The organism is Amycolatopsis sp. NPDC051371, from assembly GCF_040682155.1.
Taxonomy (GTDB): Bacteria; Actinomycetota; Actinomycetes; order Mycobacteriales; family Pseudonocardiaceae; genus Amycolatopsis.
Genome location: NZ_JBFBAG010000028.1, coordinates 116,983 through 133,271, shown reverse-complemented (window position 1 = coordinate 133,271; position 16,289 = coordinate 116,983). Strand labels below are relative to the sequence as shown.

Genomic DNA, 16,289 nt, shown 5'->3' with positions numbered 1-16,289 from the left:
AAGGAGAACACCGTGAGCACATTCCGCCGTCGCCTGCTCGTGACCGCCGCGCTGCCCGCCGCGGCACTCGGCTTCCTGCTCGCCGCCCCCGGCGCGGCGTCCGCCTCCACCGGGCCCGCCCCGGCGGTCGAGCAGTCTTCCGACGAAGGTCACGGACACCACCACCATCACCACCACGGCTTGGGCCTGCACCTCAGCCTCGTGCTGGGCCTGCAGATCAGCGGCCAAGGCAGCTGGCACGACGGCGATTGCGGTCTCCTGGGCGACGGCTTGGTGCTCGGCGGCTGACCGTGCCGCGCACGAAGGAGCGGGGCACCGGATTCCTCCGGTGCCCCGCTCCTTGTTCTCCGCGAACCGTCAGACGGTGTGCGGGGTGTGCGCGACGGTGTTCCAGCCCGTGGCGTGGACGTCGGCGTTGCCGCCGTTGCCCGCCCAGCCGGAGTTCCCGCCGGTGGTGCTGCTGTGGTTCCAAGCGTCGCCGGTCGAGCCGGTGGCGCCGGTGTCACCCGAGTTGCCCGAGGTCACCGCGGTGTGCGACTTCGTGCCACCCTTGTTCCAGGAACCGTGGTTCCAGCCACCGTGATCGCAGCGACCGTGGTGACGGCCCTGCTGCTCGTGCCCGCGGGTCGAGGTGACGGCGGTGTTGCCGCCGGTCGAGCCCGAGTCACCCGAGTTGCCGGACGTACCGGTCACGGCGTTGTTGTGGCTGGTGGCGTCGCCGGCGTCGCCGGAGTTGCCACCGTTGCCGCCCTTGGCGGTGCCGGTCACGACACCCAGGACGCCGGTGTTGCTGCCGCCCTGGTTGTGCCGGTTCCAGCCCCAGCTGTGCCCACCGTTGTTCGTGGCGGAGTTGTCGCCGGTGCTGACGACGGTGGCGTCGCCACCGTTGCCCGCCGAGCCGGAGTTGCCGCCGGTGGTGGTGCTGCGGTTCCAGGCGTCGCCGGTCGAGCCGGTGGCGCCGGTGTCACCGGAGTTGCCCGAGGTCACCGACGTGGTGCACTGCGCCAGCAGGCACAGGCCGTAGGCGCTGTTCCCGCCGGTCGACCCGGAGTCACCCGAGTTACCGGAGTTGCCGCTGACAGCGTTGTTGCTGCTGGTGGCATTTCCGGCGTCACCGGAGTTGCCACCGTTGCCGCCCTTGGCGGCGCCGGTCACGGAGCCGAGGACTCCGAGGACGCCGCCACGCGACGAGTGCGAACCGGCGGTGTTCTTGCTGGACGTCGCCGTCGTTCCGGAGCCGCCGTTGCCGGCGTTCCCGGAGTGGCCACCGGTGGTGGTGCTGGTGTTCGAGGCGTTCCCGGTCGAGCCGGTCGCGCCCGTGTTCCCGGAGTTGCCCGAGGACACCGAGGTGCTGCACTTGGCCAGCACACAAACGCCGTAGGCGCTGTTGTGCCCGGTGGAGCCGGAGTTGCCCGAGTTGCCGGAGTTCCCGCTGACAGCGTTGTTGCTGCTGTTGGCGTTCCCGCCGGAGCCCGAGTCGCCGCCGTTGCCACCGGACGCGGTGCCGGAGACGACGGAGTGCAGCGTGTTCCCGAGCCCGCCCAGCGGGCCCGAGTTGCCGGTGTCCGCACTGGCCACCGCAGACCCCAGCAGGACGAACCCGCCGGAGATGAATGCGGCGGTCAGGCCGCGTCGTACGTACTTGTGCATGACTTCCCTTTCCTTACCATCTGTCCTTTGTGGATTTCTGGAGGTGGAAAGGGAAAATCAGCTCGGATGGTCGTTGCCGTAGTACTCCAGCCAGTGCAACGACCGCGAGCCCGCCGGCGGCGCCCGCCACGTACGATCCGTGCCGGGCATGCTGCTCCCGGCCGCGGTCACGGCGAACTCACCACCGTGCTGCGCACCGGATCCGGCCGACATCGCACCGCTCAAGCCGGAGATGTCAGCGGGCAGTCCGCCGCCACCGGATCCCGACATCGGACCGGCAACGCCGATCTCCGCCGAATCGCCAGGTCCGGCAACCGACCGAGCCACGGCCTGCACGTCGTGCCGACGCTGCTGCGGGCCGGCCTGCTCGCCCACGACCGGACCACTGGGCCCGGCAGGTGCGGCGGCAACCGGCGACAAACCGATGTCGCCGCGCGGCGTGGGTTTCGCCGGCTGACCGATCTCCGGGTGCCCGGTCAGCGCCGGGACCACGTGTTCGGCACCGACCGCCCGCACCACCGGTGCGGTCAGCGGTGCCGTGGCGTGCAGAACCGGCGAGGTCACCGGGGACACCGCATGCAGCACCGGCGCGGTCACCGGCCGCAGGGCCGACAACACCGGCTCTGCCGCGTGCAGCACCGGCCGGGTCAGCGGCGCGAGCACGGGGTCGAGCCCGTTCGTCACCGGCTTCACCACTGGAGCCACGTGCGACGCCACCGCGTGCACCGTGCCCGTGACCGGCTTGAGTACCGGATCGACCGGTTTGAGCACGTCGTGCGCGGTGCGCCCGACCTGGTCGAGCAGCCCAGGCCGATCCGGCGGCGGCGAACCCTCCGAAGCGTTCGCGGCCCCCGACACGGCCAAAGCCAGCAGCGTGAATCCGAACAACGCACCGGCCACCACCAGTACCCGAAGTACCACCGGGTGCCGGACCAGCGTGTCGTCCGTCAGGGAAGTATCCATCCATCTCACCCCCCATCAGGTCTGGACTTCACCGTCAGTCAGAGTTCGACGCGATGACCATCACCGGATTGGGTGCAGATCGAAGTTTTTTCTTTCCCCCGAATGAGTTTGCTACCGCTGAGTAGCGGGTAAATGTATCCACTTTTCGGCCGCACAAGGCAGAAAGCACTCAGGTTGATCACACTCATGACCCGAATGGACATTCACTGTGGCTGATTCGGTCCCACGCCCTCACCAAACTCCGCAACCCGCTCAGGGGATCGACCCATCCGCTGCGCGGACAGCCTCGAACGGGATAAGTCCACGAAGGATCCATCCCGACGCCGGGAGCCTGGCGGCGGGTGACGCCCGCCGTACCGCGCGGGCGGGTTAGGAGACCACCCGTGTTTGGCAAGCGCTATGCCGCTTCGATGATCAACCGGAGCGCCGAAAACGGTCAGGACCGCCGACGCTTCCTCAAAGCCGCCGGCATGACCGGTCTCGGCGTCGTCGGCGCCGGAGCTCTCAGCGGGCTGGCCGCCGGAACCGCGTCCGCCGCACCCCGAGTCGCCGCCGCACCCGCCCGTCAGGCCGCAGCTGCCGCCGGTGAGGTCAGTGACGGCGCGGTCCTCAACTTCGCCCTCAACCTCGAATACCTCGAGGCCGAGTTCTACCTGCACGCCGTCACCGGCAAGGGCCTCGCCGACTCCATGACCACCGGAACCGGCACCCGCGGCGGCGTAACGGGAGGCCGCGCGGTTCGCTTCGAAACCAGGACCGCCCGCCAGTACGCCCAGGAAATCGCCGTCGACGAGAAGGCCCACGTCCAGTTCCTGCGCACCGCGCTCGGCTCCGCCGCCGTCAGCCGCCCCGCCATCGACCTGCAGTCCAGCTTCACCGCCGCCGCCCAAGCCGCCGGGCTCGTCAAACCGGGCCACAGCTTCGACGCCTTCTCCTGCGAAGAGAACTTCCTGCTCGCCGCGTTCCTCTTCGAAGACGTCGGCGTCACCGCCTACAAGGGCGCCGCCCCGCTGATCAGCAACAAGACCTACCTCGAAGCCGCCGCCGGCATCCTCGCCGTCGAGGCCTACCACGCCGGCAACATCCGCAGCGCGCTGTACCAGCGCGGCGACGCCAAGGCGACGGTCAAGCTGTCCAACGCCCGCGACAGCCTCGACGGCCACACCGACGATGACCAAGGCGTCATCGACAACCACGGCAACGCCAACATCGTCCCCACCGACGCCAACGGCATCGCCTACAGCCGCTCCCCCGGTCAGGTCCTCAACATCGTCTACCTGACCAACAAGGCCGCCACCTCCGGAGGGTTCTTCCCCAAGGGCGTCAACGGCGACGTGAACACCAGCGCCGCCAACTGACCCGGAATGGGTGCCGGGCCGCTGTCGGGGCGGCCCGGCACCCACTCCACCCGACCGGAGAACACGATGCTCGGACTCAGCCCGGAACACCTGCTCGTCCTGCTGGTCGCCGCCCTGTTCATCCTCGGCCCAGAACGGCTCCCCGGCGCCATGGCCACCGTCCGCAAGACGGCGCAGAAAGCCAAGGACGCGCTCGCGAACGCGCACGAACAGATCAGCAGCGAACTCGGGCCCGAGTTCGAGCAGCTGCGCAAACCGCTCGGCGAGCTCAACCAGCTGCGCAGGCTGGATCCCCGCACCGCCGTGAACCGCCTGCTGCTGGATCCTTCCGCCGCCAGGTCACCAGCCGTGGCGCCGGCCACTGCATCCACACCACCGCCGGCGGCCGTCGCCGACGGCACCCGAGTGGACATGGAAGCCACCTGACCACGTACCGAAAGGAAGTGACAGCCGTGACCGTCGACCGAGGTCTCCTCGCCACCCTCCAAGCCAAGCCCGGCAATGGCGACGAACTCGCCGCGTTCCTAGAGCGGAGCCGCGCACTCGCCGTGGCCGAGCACGGCACCGTGACGTGGTACGCGTTCAAGATCGATGACACAACGCCAAGTAACGACATCAGGATCACGCGACACTAGCCGAGTCACTGCAGGTCCGTGCCGTCGTGCCCATTCGGCGTCGTCGATGACGTAAGGGAATTCTCGGTCATCCGGAATCCTTGGTGGCGGTTCCACCTGGTAGTCGAATCCGGCCTGTTCCATGCACTTGCGTAGCAAAATCTGTCGGGCCAGGTCGAAAGTCTCGGAATCGGATATCGCGGCCGGAAGGTGCGTTCCATGCCGCGCGGCCGGCCCACACGCAGCCGGAGCCTGGCGGTCAAATACGCGCGTTGGGCAGGTCGGCTTGGCCCTACACCCCATCTGCCTACAGCGACGCGACCAACGCGCGTAGCCCGATCCGGCTCGCCATGGCAGACGAGAACACGGGCACATCCTCTCGGTCGTTGTTCCTCTGCCGGGCAAGTTGGGGGCCGGCCGACCAGCGACGATCAGACCGACTTGCCGCCGTTCAGGTGAAACAGGCCTGGAGCTCGCCGTTTATCCGGCTCGTCCAGCAGGCTCCAGGCGAGTCAGCTTGCGCAACTGAGCAGCTAGAACACACGTTCGAACAGGTGCCGTGCGGGTGTCAGTTGAAGGCCACCTTGACGTCCACCTTGTGGCCTATTGACCAACTGCCCGACAATCATGAAGTCTAGGTATCCGCCTTTGAATGGCGAGCCCTTGGGGAGGGGAGTTTCGGGGAGGAATAGTCCGCGGTGCACGACTCGGCGTACCGCTATTCCCTGCGGGTTTGATGCACTCTAGGCGCCAACGGCGTCGTCGAGTGCAATAAATGTACCACTGACGGGAGTATCTGCATGCCTAAAAACGTGTGGCGTACCCGCATTGCAGCATTCGCAATGCTGGTCGCAGCAGTCACCGGTTCAGCAATTGCCGCACCAGCCGCATTCGCCAGCACAACCATCGCTCCGACACCCGGTATCGCGCAGTCGCCGGACGGCGTTTTCGGGTCCAACAACATCGGTGGCGGCTGGCGGATGTACAACAACGGATCCGTCTACTCGCCCGACGGCACAACCAGACTCACACTACTCAGAGGGCTTCTCGAGGTCTGGGTGGACGGAAACCACGAGTGGACCGCGTCGCAGAGCGCCGGCGGCGACTACGTCGACTTCCAGCACGACGGCAATCTCGTGGTCTACCAGAACAACGGCCACGCCGTGTGGGCCAGCAACACCTCAGGCTGGTGCGGACCCGACGGATGCCATCTGGCGATCGAGAACGGCGGCAACGTCGCAGTCGAAGATGACGTCGACTACTGGAATTACTGGGAAACCAACACCGACCGCTAGTTAGACGGCTGGGGGCGGGGAGGCGCAGCCCCGCGCCTCCCCGCCCCCAGCCGTTCCGACGTCTCGAAAAACAATACCTAGCGAATACCTTGATCGAAACTCAGCGAGATTCGCGTCGAAGAAATCTCGAAGAGCGGCCACTCCACCACCAGCCCGAACTCATCGTATGCCGGCCAGAGCCACAACTCCTGCCGGGTACTCAACCGATTTCCCTCGATGTCAAAACCCGGGCCGCCCAGCACGGAAAAGTACGGCGGCTCGGGTTCTGCTGCCGGCGCGATCACATGGTCCAGGGTGCTTGCCGTGGCACCGCCGTCAAGCTGAACGCCAAACCGGAGCACTGCCGGAGGCGGACCCGCCACATCGCCCGACATAGCCATGCCCGCCCGCAGCGCCTCACCTGCCGGACCCGCAGAACTCGTCGCAGCCGCCTCCACCTGGACTATGCAGCCATCGGAGAACCTGCGCAGCTCCACTACGCTCACCGACGCCTGCCCGGAGCGGGCAACCACCTCGTTGATCGCGCGAACTGCCGAGGCCGTCTCCCCTGCTTGAGGCCCCAACCACCGCGCCTGACCTCGACCCGCAAACGACTCACCCATGTTACGAAAGTAACACGATCCGTAGCGATACCGGTGAAACCCTGACCGCTGACCATGTCGAGGGTCACCGCGCTGCGCGGCATCCATAACGCCAGCGACAGGGTTCCGATGGTCGAGCGGTTGCTAGCCGTTGCGGGACGCGATGAAGTTCGCACCGGGCACAGGCAGACCGCCCCCGTACGGGCAACCGTGTGTAGCGGCCGGGACGATGCCGGCCGTGGCGGCAATCGCGAGCGCGGCGCCAACCAATGGAACGAAGACGCGCAGCGAATTCATGGTTCCTCCCTCCCCGGGTGAAACGGTTTCGACGAAACCCGGTGCTCCGGAACGGCGGGCAACCGCACAGGAACACCTTGCCGACGCGATCGTGAGGAACTTCTCGATAAACCTTGAACTCACCGGAAGCAACTGCTATCCCGGAAGGGAACACGCGGACGGGGGCGGGCCGGTGGCTGTGGAGTTCCGCTTACTGGGCAGCGTCGAGGTACATCGAAACGGGCAAATGGTCAATCTGGGCCATACCCGGCAACTAAGCGTACTGGCGGCGCTGCTCGTCGAGCCGAACCGGCCGGTGGGGGCCGATCAGCTCGTGGACCGCGTGTGGGGTGAGCATCCGCCACGACGCGGTCGTCAGGTGCTGTACGGGTACCTCTCCCGGTTGCGCGCTACGTTGGCGGAAGTGCCTGAGCTGGCCATCGTACGGCGCTCCACAGGATACGTGCTGAGTGTGGACGAGGACCTGATCGACCTGTATCGGTTTCGCCGACTGGTCGCCGCCGCAGGAGCCGCCGAGGACGATGCTGGGGCTCTGAGGCTGTTCGAGGAAGCCCTTGTCTTGTGGCGGGGACCGGCCATCCCCGACCTGGACAGCCCGTGGTTCACCGCGGTGAAAGCGGAACTGGAGGCGGAGCTCCGTGCTGCGGAACTCGACCGCACTGATGTCGCGTTGCGCCGCGGACAGCACGCCGAGGTCCTGGCCGATCTCACGACCCAGGCTGCCCGTCATCCGTTGGACGAGCGCTTGGCCGGGCAGCTGATGCTCGCGTTGTACCGCAGCGGCCGCCAGGCCGACGCGCTGCAGCACTACCAGCGCCTCCGAGCCGTACTGGCCGACCAGCTCGGCACAGACCCGAACCCCTCACTACAGCAGCTGTACCAACGGATCCTGACCGCCGATCCCGGACTCGATCGACCGGCGAGCGCACTGACCACGGCGCACGTGACACCTCGTCAACTGCCGCCACCGCCGGCGTGGTTCGCCGGTCGGATCAGCGAACTGACGGCCCTGGACGCCGCTCTGGAGGGCGGGGCGGCGGAAGCGAACACCGTCGTGATCTCGGCTCTAGCCGGGGGTGGCGGGATCGGCAAGACCTGGCTCGCCCTGCACTGGGCCCACACACACGTCGACCGGTTCCCCGACGGACAGCTGTTCGTCGACCTGCGGGGGTTCAGCCCCGGCAGCGATCCGATGAACCCGTTGACGGCGGTCAGGGGGTTTCTCGACGCCCTCGGCATCGATCCCACGACCGTCTCCGGTGGTCTGGACGAGCACACCGCCCGCTTCCGCAGCTGCATCGCCGGGAAGCGGATGCTGGTCCTGCTCGACAACGCCGCCGACGCCGACCAGCTCATCCCGTTGTTACCGGGGACCCCGTCCTGCGTGGTGATCATGACCAGCCGAACCGTCCTCACCCCGCTGCTCACCCGGCACAGTGCCCGCCACCTGAACCTCGACGTGCTCACGGAAACCGAAGCGCACGCCGCGTTCGCCCAGCGCTTGGGGAACGCACGAGTGGCTGTCGAGCCGAACGCGGTGGCCGAACTGGTCGAACTCTGCGGGCGGTACCCGCTTGCACTGGCCGTCATGGCCAGCCGCGCCCTCGCACACCCCCACCTTCCGCTGGCTGACTTCGCCACCGAACTCCGCCAGGCCGGCCTGGACGCACTCGACGACGCCGATCCGGCCACCAGCGTGTCGGCCGTACTGTCCTGGTCGCTGCGGGAACTGACCCGGAGGCAGTACATGATGTTCGTGCTCCTGAGCACTGCTCCGGGGAGCGAAATCGGACTTCCGGCCGCCGCGAGCCTCGCCGATCTGTCCGTACCCGAGGCCCGGGTCGTGCTTCGGCGTCTCGTGGACTCGTCGCTGGTGGACCGCCGTGCCCGCGACCGCTACGCCATGCACGACCTGATCCGCGACTACGCCGGCACCCTCGCGCAGCAGTTGCCCGACGAGGTCCGAGAGTCGGCCCTCCTCCGGGTCCTTAACTTCTACACGCACACGGCCCACGCCGCCGACCGGCTCCTCCACCCCTACCGCGACGAAATCGCGCTCGAGCCGCCCGTTCCCGGCGTCCGCCTCCAGCCGCTGCCTGACACCGCGGCGGCTCTGGAGTGGTTCGACATCGAGTATCCGGCCTTGCAGGCCGCTGAGCACATCGCCGGCGGCCATGGGTGGCAGCGTCTCGTGTGGCATCTGGCCTGGGCGCAAGACACCTTTCGCTACCGCCGCGGACACCGTCACGACCAACTCCGCGCGTGGCAGGCCGCACTGGATGCCGTCGCGAATCTGCCCGATCCGGCGAAGCGCGTCCTCGTACACCAAAACCTTGGTGACGCCTACGCCGCCTTGGGACACCTGCAGGACGGGATCGGGCACCTGCACCAGGCCCTGGCGCTCGCCGAGCAGCAGGATGACGCCCGCAAGCAAGCCGACACCCACCGAATGCTCGCGCGTGCCTGGGAGGAACGGGAGGATGACCGGCGAGCCTTGGAGCACGCCACCGAAGCCCTGGAGTTGTACCGCGCTCTTTCCCAACCCGCGTGGGAAGCCGAAGCGCTCAACCTGGTCGGCTGGTACACGGCACGGCTCGGTGAGTACGACCGGGCTCGCGACCACTGCAGGGCCGCCCTCACCTTGCACCTGCAGCACGATGACACCGAGGGCGCGGCGGCGACCCTGGACAGTCTCGGCTACATCGAGCACCACAGTGGCCACGGCCGGCGGGCCGTCGACCACTACCAGCGATCCCTCGGCCTGTACCGCGATCTTGGGCACACCTACGGGGCCGCCAGCACTCTCGATTCCCTCGGCCACCCGCTCGTCCGCGTCGGTGAGCACGACGGTGCCCGTGCGGTCTGGCGGGAAGCACTCGAGTTGTTCCGGCAGCAGGGCCGTGACGAAGACGCCGGCCGGGTGTGGCGCCAGCTCGATGCGCTGGAGTCCGAGCCGCAGGAACGCGCGGGTGATGAGTTTTCCGTGTCTGTTGATCCGTGAGCCAGGAGATGTCGGCGTTGCGATGATCATTCCGTGGACCTGGAGTAGCGTCGTCTCGGAGGGCGTGCAGGCGATCGATCCGGCGGGGGCCTGAGGTGGAGTTCCGTGTGCTCGGCGCGGTGGAAGCGGTCCACGACGGCGCGCTCGTCGATCTCGGGCATGCGCGTCAGCGCTGTGTCCTGGCGGTCCTGCTGGTCGAGGCGAACCGGCCCGTGCCGGGAGATCTGCTCCTCCAGCGCGTGTGGGGCGGGCAGTTGCCGAAACGCGGCCGGGAGGTGGTGCACGGCTACGTGTCCCGGCTGCGCACCGTACTCGCCGTGGACACCGAGGTCGGGCTTGTGCGACGTTCCACCGGGTACGTGCTCGAGGTCCCTGAACGCTTCGTGGACCTCCACCTCTTCCGCCAGAGGGTCGTCGAGGCACGGAAGACCGCCGATGACGTTCGCGCGCTCGAGTTGTTCGACGACGCGCTCGCGTTGTGGCGGGAACAGGCGTTCGCCGATTTGGACACGGAATGGCTGGCGGCGCTGCGGGTGACCTTGGAGGTGGAGCGGCAGACCGCTGAAGCCGACCGGACGGACGTCGCGCTCCGGCGCGGCAGGCACGGCGAAGTCCTGGCCGCGCTGGCGACCCACGCCACGGAACGTCCGCTGGACGAACGGGTCGCCGGGCAGCTGATGCTCGCGCTCTACCGCAGCGGCCGCCAAGCCGACGCGCTGGAGTGCTACCACCGGATCCGTGTGAGGCTGGCGGACGAGGCCGGCGTCGACCCGGGACCGGCGCTGCGGCGGACGTATGAGCAGATCCTGAACGCGGCGCCGGCGGCTGCGGCGCCCGCTTCCGGAACGCCGCGGACGGTCCCCCGGCAGCTCCCGACGAGGCCGGCCTGGTTCGTCGGGAGGGACGCCGAGCTCACCGCCTTGTCAGCCGCTGTGTCGGACAAGGCGTCGGCGGGGACCGTCGTCGTCTCCGCCATCGCCGGCGCCGGGGGTATCGGCAAGACGTGGTTGGCCCTGTGGTGGGCGTACCAGCACCTCGCCGATTTCCCCGACGGTCAGCTCTTCGTCGATCTGCAGGGGTTCTGCGCGGCCGACGAGCCGATCCCGACCTCGACCGCGGTACGCGGCTTCCTGTACGCGCTCGGCGTCGCACCCGATCGGATCCCGCCCGACCTCCATGCACGGACGGCGCTGTTCCGCAGTCTCGTCGCGGACCAGCGGATGCTGATCGTGCTCGACAACGCCGCCGACGCTGCTCAGGTGACGCCGTTGCTGCCCGGCGAATCGCCGTCGACCGTGCTCGTCACGAGCCGGCGGCAACTGGCGAGCTTGATCACCCGGCACGGCGCCGGCCACGTCCGCCTCGGAACCCTGACCGACTCCGAAGCCCGGCGGCTGCTCACCGGGCGGCTCGGACCGGCCTGGATCGCCGCCGAGCCCGAAGCCGTCGAGCAGCTGCTGGACGCGTGTGCGGGCTTGCCGCTGGCGCTCGGCATCATCGCCGGACGCGCCCAAGCCGATCCGGCGGTCGGTCTCGCCGAACTCGCCGCCGGCTTGCGGAATGCCACGGATCGATTGAGCACGCTGACCGATGACGATCCCGCCGGGAGCCTGCCCGCGGTGCTGTCGTGGTCCCTCCGGGCCCTGACCGAGGAGCAGGCACGGGTGTTCGCGCTGCTGGGCAGCGCGCCCGGCCCGGACATCGGCCCCGAGGCCGCGGCCGCCCTCGTCGGCCTTCCCCTCGCCCGCACCACCGCGGTTCTGCGGGCGTTGACCGAGCTCAGCCTGATCGACCGCCTCGCGGCCGGCCGCCACCGGATGCACGACCTGGTCCGCCTGCACGCCAAGCGCCAGCCGCACGACGACGTCATGCCCGCGCTGCGCCGGATCGTCGGCTTCTTCCTCCACACCGCCCACGCCGGCGACCGGGTCCTCGACCCCCACGCCACGCCGTTCGACCTGGAGCCTCCCGCAGCCGGCATCGTCCCTCTGTCGCTGGCGGACGAAAGCGACGCCCTGGCCTGGTTCGACGCCGAGCATCAGTCGTTGCTCGACGCGCAGCGGGCTGCGATGGAGCACGGATGGCACCGGGCGGCATGGCAGCTGGCGTGGACCCTGAACACGTTCCACGATCGCCGGGGCCGGCTTTCCGACGCCATCGCGTTCTGGCGGAACGGCTTGACCGCAGCCGGCCGCCTCGGCGACGACGCCGCGGAAATCGCGGCGCGGCGGCGGCTCGGCCTGGCCCTGGCCCGCACCGGAGCGTTCGACGAAGCCATCGCGCAGCTCCATGACGCGCTCGCCGTTGCGGAAACGACCGGCGCACGACGCGATGAAGGCGATACGCACCACATCCTCGCGATGGTCACCGACCGCCAGGACGACTGCCAGCAGGCCTTGCACCACGCCATGCGGGCGCTCGAGGTGTACCGCAAGCTGGGCGACCCGACACGGGAGGCCACGGCACTCAACGGGGTCGGCTGGTGCTCGGCTCGCGTGGGCGACGACACCGCCGCCCGCGAGCACTGCCTCGCGGCGCTGGAACTGCACCAGCGCAACGAAGACCAAGATGGTGCAGCCGAAACCCTCGACAGCCTCGGATTCATCGCCCACCGCACCGGCGACCACGAGACGGCGCTCAGCCACTACCGGCAAGCCCTCAAGCTGCGGCGCGCGCTCGGGCACACCTACATCGTCGCCGACACACTGGACGCGATCGGCCGCACGTGCGCCGAACTCGGCCGGGCGGACGAGGCGAAGGAGGCCTGGCTGGAAGCGCACAAGCTGTACCGGCAGCAAGACCGGCCCGATGACGCTGACCGCGTCGAAAGACAACGTCGAACACAACGGGCGAAACCCGCGGGAGCCTGAATCCGGGCTCCGGTGCGCGACCCCGTCCCGGAACTGGGCCGAGATCGCGCACCGCTCGTTCGAAGTCAGGCGCGCCCCGCTACCAACTCTTGTTCCACACGATGTCGGTCGAGTAGAGGTAACCGCAGAGGCCGCCCGCTTTCATGGCCCACATGAACTTGCCGTACTCGTCGTAGGTTTCGTAGTAGATGTGGATCTTGGAGTTCGCAGTGACCACACCAGTCTGCCGGCTTCCGGAGGTGTTGTACTCCCGCGCGGGCACGTTGTGGTTGACGGAGTAGCGGTGGGCGTTGACGTCGCCGTGGCCACCGGTGCAGTCCGCGCGGTAGCCGGGCGCCGGCGTAGCGGGCGCTACCTGCAGGTGCTCCGCCGTCGGTGCGGCTGCCGACGGTTCGGCGGGCATGGCCACAAGCACACCGGCCAGGGCCAAGGCCGCCGCCACGCCGGATGAGGTCGCGATCGTACGCAACATGGTTTCTCCTTCTGGTTTTCAGGACTGTCAGCCGTGGAAGACGTGTACGCGGCCGGTGTTGTCGTTGTAGGACGTCGCGCCGAGACTGGCCGGCAGGGCGTAGGCCTTGACGAAGTAGCCGTCGATCGTGGTCAGGCCCACCCAGGTGCAGCCGCCGTAACCGCGGATGGACGACAACCGGTTCTGCCACCAGGTGCTGGGTATGAACGTGTACCCGCTGGCGTTGCAGGTGCCGTCGTCGCCGTACACGTCCAGGGTGGTCCCTTTCCAGCCGGCGTCCGAGTAGTAGGTCATCAGCCGGGTCCGGGCCATGGGGCCCAACTCGGCGCGTGCCTCGGCCTCGGAGGTCGACGAGCAAGTCTCGCCCTGCCGGTCGACCAGCGCGGCGCAGAACCGTCCGTTCGGCGTCTCGGCCGCCGCTGCGACACCCGCCCCGCCGACGGACGAGACGGCCACCAGCCCGGCCGCAATCGCCGAAGACCACATCGTTTTCGTCATCGGATCTCCCCTCAGAACCAGCTCGTGCAGGCGTGTACGCGGGATGCGCCCACCAGGACATCACCGCAGGCGCGGAACCTGACGCTGGCGCTGGAGTTCTCGCGGGTCGCGGGTGTGTAGTAGCGGCCGCTGCGGCTGAACGGACCGCACTGGTCCCAATGGGCCCCGCCATCGGAGCTGACATCCATCCACACCCGATCGGAACCGGCGCTGGTGCCGTGGATCTCCGCCCAGTCGTACCACCCGCCGTTGACCGTTGTCTGGGCCCGGTACAGCGAGACCGTGCGCCCCGCAGCAATCGCTGTGGGGCCGCGGACGACGTGGCCGGGCAGGATGAAGCCGCTGCTGTGGTAAACGTCCGCCCGGCAGAACTCGGGCACCGACGCGGTCTGCGCGGACGCGGACGCGGTGGTCACTCCAGTGAGGGCGCAGGCCAGTGCGACGGCCGCGCCAGCAAAAATGATCTTCTTCATCGTTTCGACTCCTCGCGGATCAGGCCGGCCACCAGCCGGTGCAGTAGGTGTCTGCGCCGTTGACACCGGCGCAGACCTCGAACTCGAAGACGGGGTTGGACGAAGAAGTGACAGTGCGGCCGCCGCATCCGCTCGCCGCACCGTTACCGTCGCCGACGGTGCCCGTGGCGCCGCTGCCGAGCAGGTAGTGCACTCGGACGCCGAGATTGTCGGCTTTGTCGTCGCACGCATAAATCCAGGTGGCGCCGGTGGTGTCGCCGCCGTGGCCGACCTGGACGCCGTTGACCTTGATCGTCAGCGACGCGGGCGACGCGTCCGCCGGCGTTGCGGCGGCCGTGAGGCCACCGATCGCAACCACCGCCGAAACGACGCCGGTGATAGTCCTCGTGCCGATTCGCATCTGTCCTCCCTCTCTTGTGACGCTCAGAACGAGGACGACTTTGGACTCGTCACCTGTCGAGAACCTTCGGCAAAGCTTCGATCGCCTGGTCAGGGCCGGTCGACCACCGGTCACGGGCTCCGCGACGCGCAGGCCGGTGTTGCCCAGCAGTCGATATCGCACGTCAGGACCCATATCCGTGAACGAACGCCTGGACGCCGCAGTCACCATCTGGGTCAGCTGGACAACGCCGCCGACGAACAGCAGGTCCAGCTGTTGCTCGCGGGAAGTACGGTCCTGATCACCAGCAGGTCCCGCCTCGGTCTGCCCGGTGCCCAGCTGGTCGACGTAGTCACGCTCCCCACTGACGCAGCGGTGGCAGGTGCTCGCGCACTTCGCTCGGGGTGCGGATCGCGGGGGCCAAGCTGGCAGTTCGTCCACATTGGACTTTTTGGTGTTCTCGCGGACCGGCTGGGGTATCGGCGAACTGTCGTTCCGCGGGCCGTCTCTCCAGGCCGTGCTGGCAGCCGGCGCCGACACACTCGAGCTCGACGCCGGTGTCTGCTGGGCCTGCTGGGCCGCACCCACGCTGCCGACGTGACGCCCCGAACAAGCGGCTGCCCTGCTCGACGCACCTGTCCTGCCGGTCGGTGAGCTGCCGGAACGCCTCGTCGACACCAGGTTTCTCACCGCTGCGTCCGGCCGTACCGGACGACCGGGTACCGGCTCGACGAACTGACTTCTCTCTACGCCGAACCACTGGACCCCCAACCTCGTACGCAATCAGACGGGCGGGGTTCACCCATCCCAGAGGAGACCGCTGGCCGCCGTTTCGTCCGCCAAGTTGGCGACTGGTGTGCCGCCCGGGTCTACGACTGGCTGCTCGGCGGCACCACAACTTCGACGCCGATCGCGCGGTCGGTGAAAGGGTGATAGCGGTCCTGCCGTCGGGCCAGCAGGTCGCCGCGTCCAACCGGGCGTTCCTCCGGCGCGCGGTGCGGTACATTATCACCCAAGGCATCACCCAGTTCCTCGATCTCGGTTCCGGGATCCCCACCGTCGGTAACGTGCACGAGGTGGCCCAGAACGCCGATCCCGGATGCCGGGTGGTGTACGTCGACTACGACGAGGTCGCTGTCGCACACAGCCACGTCATCCTCGAGGACAACCCGAACGCCACCGTCATCACGGCCGATCTGCGCCGCCCCCAGGCGGTGCTGACCTCGCCAGCTGTGCAGACAATGCTGGATTTCAGCCGGCCGATCGGACTGCTGATCGTGGCGGTGTTCCATTTCGTCCCCGACGACCTGCGACCACGCGATATCGTCGCCGACTACCGCGCAGCCCTGCCGCCAGGGAGTCTTCTCGCGCTGTCGCACCTGACCGCCGATCACGCGCCACAGGCCATGGCGGCCGTCACCGACGCCATGAAACACAGCCGCGACCCGATGTACTTCCGCCCGCACGCCGAGGTCGTCGCCCTCTTCGACGGGCTGGAGCTGGTCGAGCCCGGCGTGGTGAGTGCACCGCTGTGGCGCCCAGAGTCGGGCATCCGTGACATCGCGCCCGATGATGTCTACGCCGGCGTCGGCCGAAAGACCTAGCCATACCCTCTCGGAGCCAACCCCACGACCGGTCGCTGGGCAGCTTGATCACCCGGGCAACTGACGCCCGAGAGCCCGCATGGCACGGCTCCTTCGGGCCGCCACACCCCTGCAGGTGCCCGGGGCGGCATTCGGGTGGCGAACAGGATCAGCGCTCGGCGCGGGATCCCGGCTTGCCGAGCTGCGGCCGATTGCAGGAAGGTGTCCGCCTCGGTTTTACGGCCCGCACTCGTG

16 protein-coding genes are annotated in these 16,289 nt (G+C 68.4%); 9 read left to right on the top strand and 7 right to left on the bottom strand.

Going from position 1 to position 16,289, the window contains the following annotated elements; translation table 11 throughout:
* The first annotated feature begins 12 nt into the window (after positions 1 to 12).
* Complete coding sequence (locus AB0M59_RS30915) at positions 13 to 288, top strand: hypothetical protein (RefSeq protein ID WP_364622070.1); 276 nt, start codon at positions 13 to 15, stop codon at positions 286 to 288.
* A gap of 69 nt (positions 289 to 357) precedes the next feature.
* Here AB0M59_RS30915 and AB0M59_RS30910 read toward each other — a convergent pair whose 3' ends face one another.
* Together AB0M59_RS30910 and AB0M59_RS30905 are read right to left on the bottom strand one after the other, a co-directional pair.
* On the bottom strand, positions 358 to 1,650 hold the full coding sequence (locus AB0M59_RS30910) for a hypothetical protein (RefSeq protein WP_364622067.1): 1,293 nt from the start codon (positions 1,648 to 1,650) through the stop codon (positions 358 to 360).
* 57 nt (positions 1,651 to 1,707) lie between these two features.
* Complete coding sequence (locus tag AB0M59_RS30905) at positions 1,708 to 2,613, bottom strand: hypothetical protein (protein WP_364622064.1); 906 nt, start codon at positions 2,611 to 2,613, stop codon at positions 1,708 to 1,710.
* A 383-nt stretch (positions 2,614 to 2,996) separates the two neighbouring features.
* Here AB0M59_RS30905 and AB0M59_RS30900 point away from each other — a divergent pair, with 383 nt between their 5' ends.
* The 4 genes from AB0M59_RS30900 (at position 2,997) to AB0M59_RS30885 (ending at position 5,880) form a co-directional block, all read left to right on the top strand.
* Positions 2,997 to 3,971, top strand: coding sequence for a ferritin-like domain-containing protein (locus tag AB0M59_RS30900; protein WP_364622106.1), 975 nt, complete (start codon positions 2,997 to 2,999; stop codon positions 3,969 to 3,971).
* A gap of 66 nt (positions 3,972 to 4,037) precedes the next feature.
* A complete protein-coding gene (locus AB0M59_RS30895) occupies positions 4,038 to 4,397 on the top strand; it encodes a Sec-independent protein translocase TatB (RefSeq protein WP_364622061.1) in 360 nt (119 codons plus the stop codon).
* 26 nt (positions 4,398 to 4,423) lie between these two features.
* Positions 4,424 to 4,606: a hypothetical protein gene (locus tag AB0M59_RS30890; RefSeq protein WP_364622058.1), complete on the top strand. Its 183-nt coding sequence runs from the start codon at positions 4,424 to 4,426 to the stop codon at positions 4,604 to 4,606.
* 779 nt (positions 4,607 to 5,385) lie between these two features.
* Positions 5,386 to 5,880, top strand: a complete 495-nt coding sequence (locus tag AB0M59_RS30885; protein WP_364622056.1) for a hypothetical protein — start codon at positions 5,386 to 5,388, stop codon at positions 5,878 to 5,880.
* Positions 5,881 to 5,957: 77 nt separating this feature from the next.
* On the opposite strand, the gene AB0M59_RS30880 is transcribed toward AB0M59_RS30885, so the two are convergent.
* Positions 5,958 to 6,482, bottom strand: coding sequence for a hypothetical protein (locus AB0M59_RS30880; RefSeq protein WP_364622054.1), 525 nt, complete (start codon positions 6,480 to 6,482; stop codon positions 5,958 to 5,960).
* Positions 6,483 to 6,699: 217 nt separating this feature from the next.
* Between AB0M59_RS30880 and AB0M59_RS30875 the strand changes: the two genes are divergently transcribed.
* Positions 6,700 to 9,759, top strand: a complete 3,060-nt coding sequence (locus tag AB0M59_RS30875) for a BTAD domain-containing putative transcriptional regulator (RefSeq protein WP_364622052.1) — start codon at positions 6,700 to 6,702, stop codon at positions 9,757 to 9,759.
* Positions 9,760 to 9,854: 95 nt separating this feature from the next.
* Complete coding sequence (locus AB0M59_RS30870) at positions 9,855 to 12,629, top strand: BTAD domain-containing putative transcriptional regulator (protein ID WP_364622049.1); 2,775 nt, start codon at positions 9,855 to 9,857, stop codon at positions 12,627 to 12,629.
* Between the two features lie 79 nt (positions 12,630 to 12,708).
* Here AB0M59_RS30870 and AB0M59_RS30865 read toward each other — a convergent pair whose 3' ends face one another.
* From AB0M59_RS30865 to AB0M59_RS30850, 4 genes are read right to left on the bottom strand one after another with little or no spacing between them, the layout of a single operon-like run.
* Positions 12,709 to 13,101, bottom strand: coding sequence for a hypothetical protein (locus AB0M59_RS30865; protein WP_364622046.1), 393 nt, complete (start codon positions 13,099 to 13,101; stop codon positions 12,709 to 12,711).
* A 27-nt stretch (positions 13,102 to 13,128) separates the two neighbouring features.
* Positions 13,129 to 13,599, bottom strand: coding sequence for a hypothetical protein (locus AB0M59_RS30860; RefSeq protein ID WP_364622043.1), 471 nt, complete (start codon positions 13,597 to 13,599; stop codon positions 13,129 to 13,131).
* A gap of 11 nt (positions 13,600 to 13,610) precedes the next feature.
* Complete coding sequence (locus tag AB0M59_RS30855; protein ID WP_364622041.1) at positions 13,611 to 14,072, bottom strand: hypothetical protein; 462 nt, start codon at positions 14,070 to 14,072, stop codon at positions 13,611 to 13,613.
* 19 nt (positions 14,073 to 14,091) lie between these two features.
* Complete coding sequence (locus AB0M59_RS30850) at positions 14,092 to 14,892, bottom strand: hypothetical protein (RefSeq protein WP_364622038.1); 801 nt, start codon at positions 14,890 to 14,892, stop codon at positions 14,092 to 14,094.
* Positions 14,893 to 14,905: 13 nt separating this feature from the next.
* Here AB0M59_RS30850 and AB0M59_RS30845 point away from each other — a divergent pair, with 13 nt between their 5' ends.
* The gene (locus AB0M59_RS30845) at positions 14,906 to 15,052 is read left to right on the top strand and encodes a hypothetical protein (RefSeq protein WP_364622035.1); all 147 of its coding nucleotides are present in this window, start codon (positions 14,906 to 14,908) and stop codon (positions 15,050 to 15,052) included.
* Positions 15,053 to 15,380: 328 nt separating this feature from the next.
* Positions 15,381 to 16,055 carry an SAM-dependent methyltransferase gene (locus tag AB0M59_RS30840; protein WP_364622032.1) on the top strand — a complete coding sequence of 225 codons (675 nt, stop codon included), beginning with the start codon at positions 15,381 to 15,383 and terminating at the stop codon, positions 16,053 to 16,055.
* The last annotated feature ends 234 nt before the right edge of the window (positions 16,056 to 16,289 follow it).

What these genes read in the sequence shown, in the direction of transcription:
- AB0M59_RS30910 (WP_364622067.1), bottom strand. Translation starts at nt 1,650, where the DNA reads ATGCACAAGTACGTACGACGCGGCCTGACCGCCGCATTCATCTCCGGC.
- AB0M59_RS30905 (WP_364622064.1), bottom strand. Translation starts at nt 2,613, where the DNA reads ATGGATACTTCCCTGACGGACGACACGCTGGTCCGGCACCCGGTGGTA.
- AB0M59_RS30895 (WP_364622061.1), top strand. Translation starts at nt 4,038, where the DNA reads ATGCTCGGACTCAGCCCGGAACACCTGCTCGTCCTGCTGGTCGCCGCC.
- AB0M59_RS30885 (WP_364622056.1), top strand. Translation starts at nt 5,386, where the DNA reads ATGCCTAAAAACGTGTGGCGTACCCGCATTGCAGCATTCGCAATGCTG.
- AB0M59_RS30880 (WP_364622054.1), bottom strand. Translation starts at nt 6,482, where the DNA reads ATGGGTGAGTCGTTTGCGGGTCGAGGTCAGGCGCGGTGGTTGGGGCCT.
- AB0M59_RS30865 (WP_364622046.1), bottom strand. Translation starts at nt 13,101, where the DNA reads ATGTTGCGTACGATCGCGACCTCATCCGGCGTGGCGGCGGCCTTGGCC.
- AB0M59_RS30860 (WP_364622043.1), bottom strand. Translation starts at nt 13,599, where the DNA reads ATGACGAAAACGATGTGGTCTTCGGCGATTGCGGCCGGGCTGGTGGCC.
- AB0M59_RS30855 (WP_364622041.1), bottom strand. Translation starts at nt 14,072, where the DNA reads ATGAAGAAGATCATTTTTGCTGGCGCGGCCGTCGCACTGGCCTGCGCC.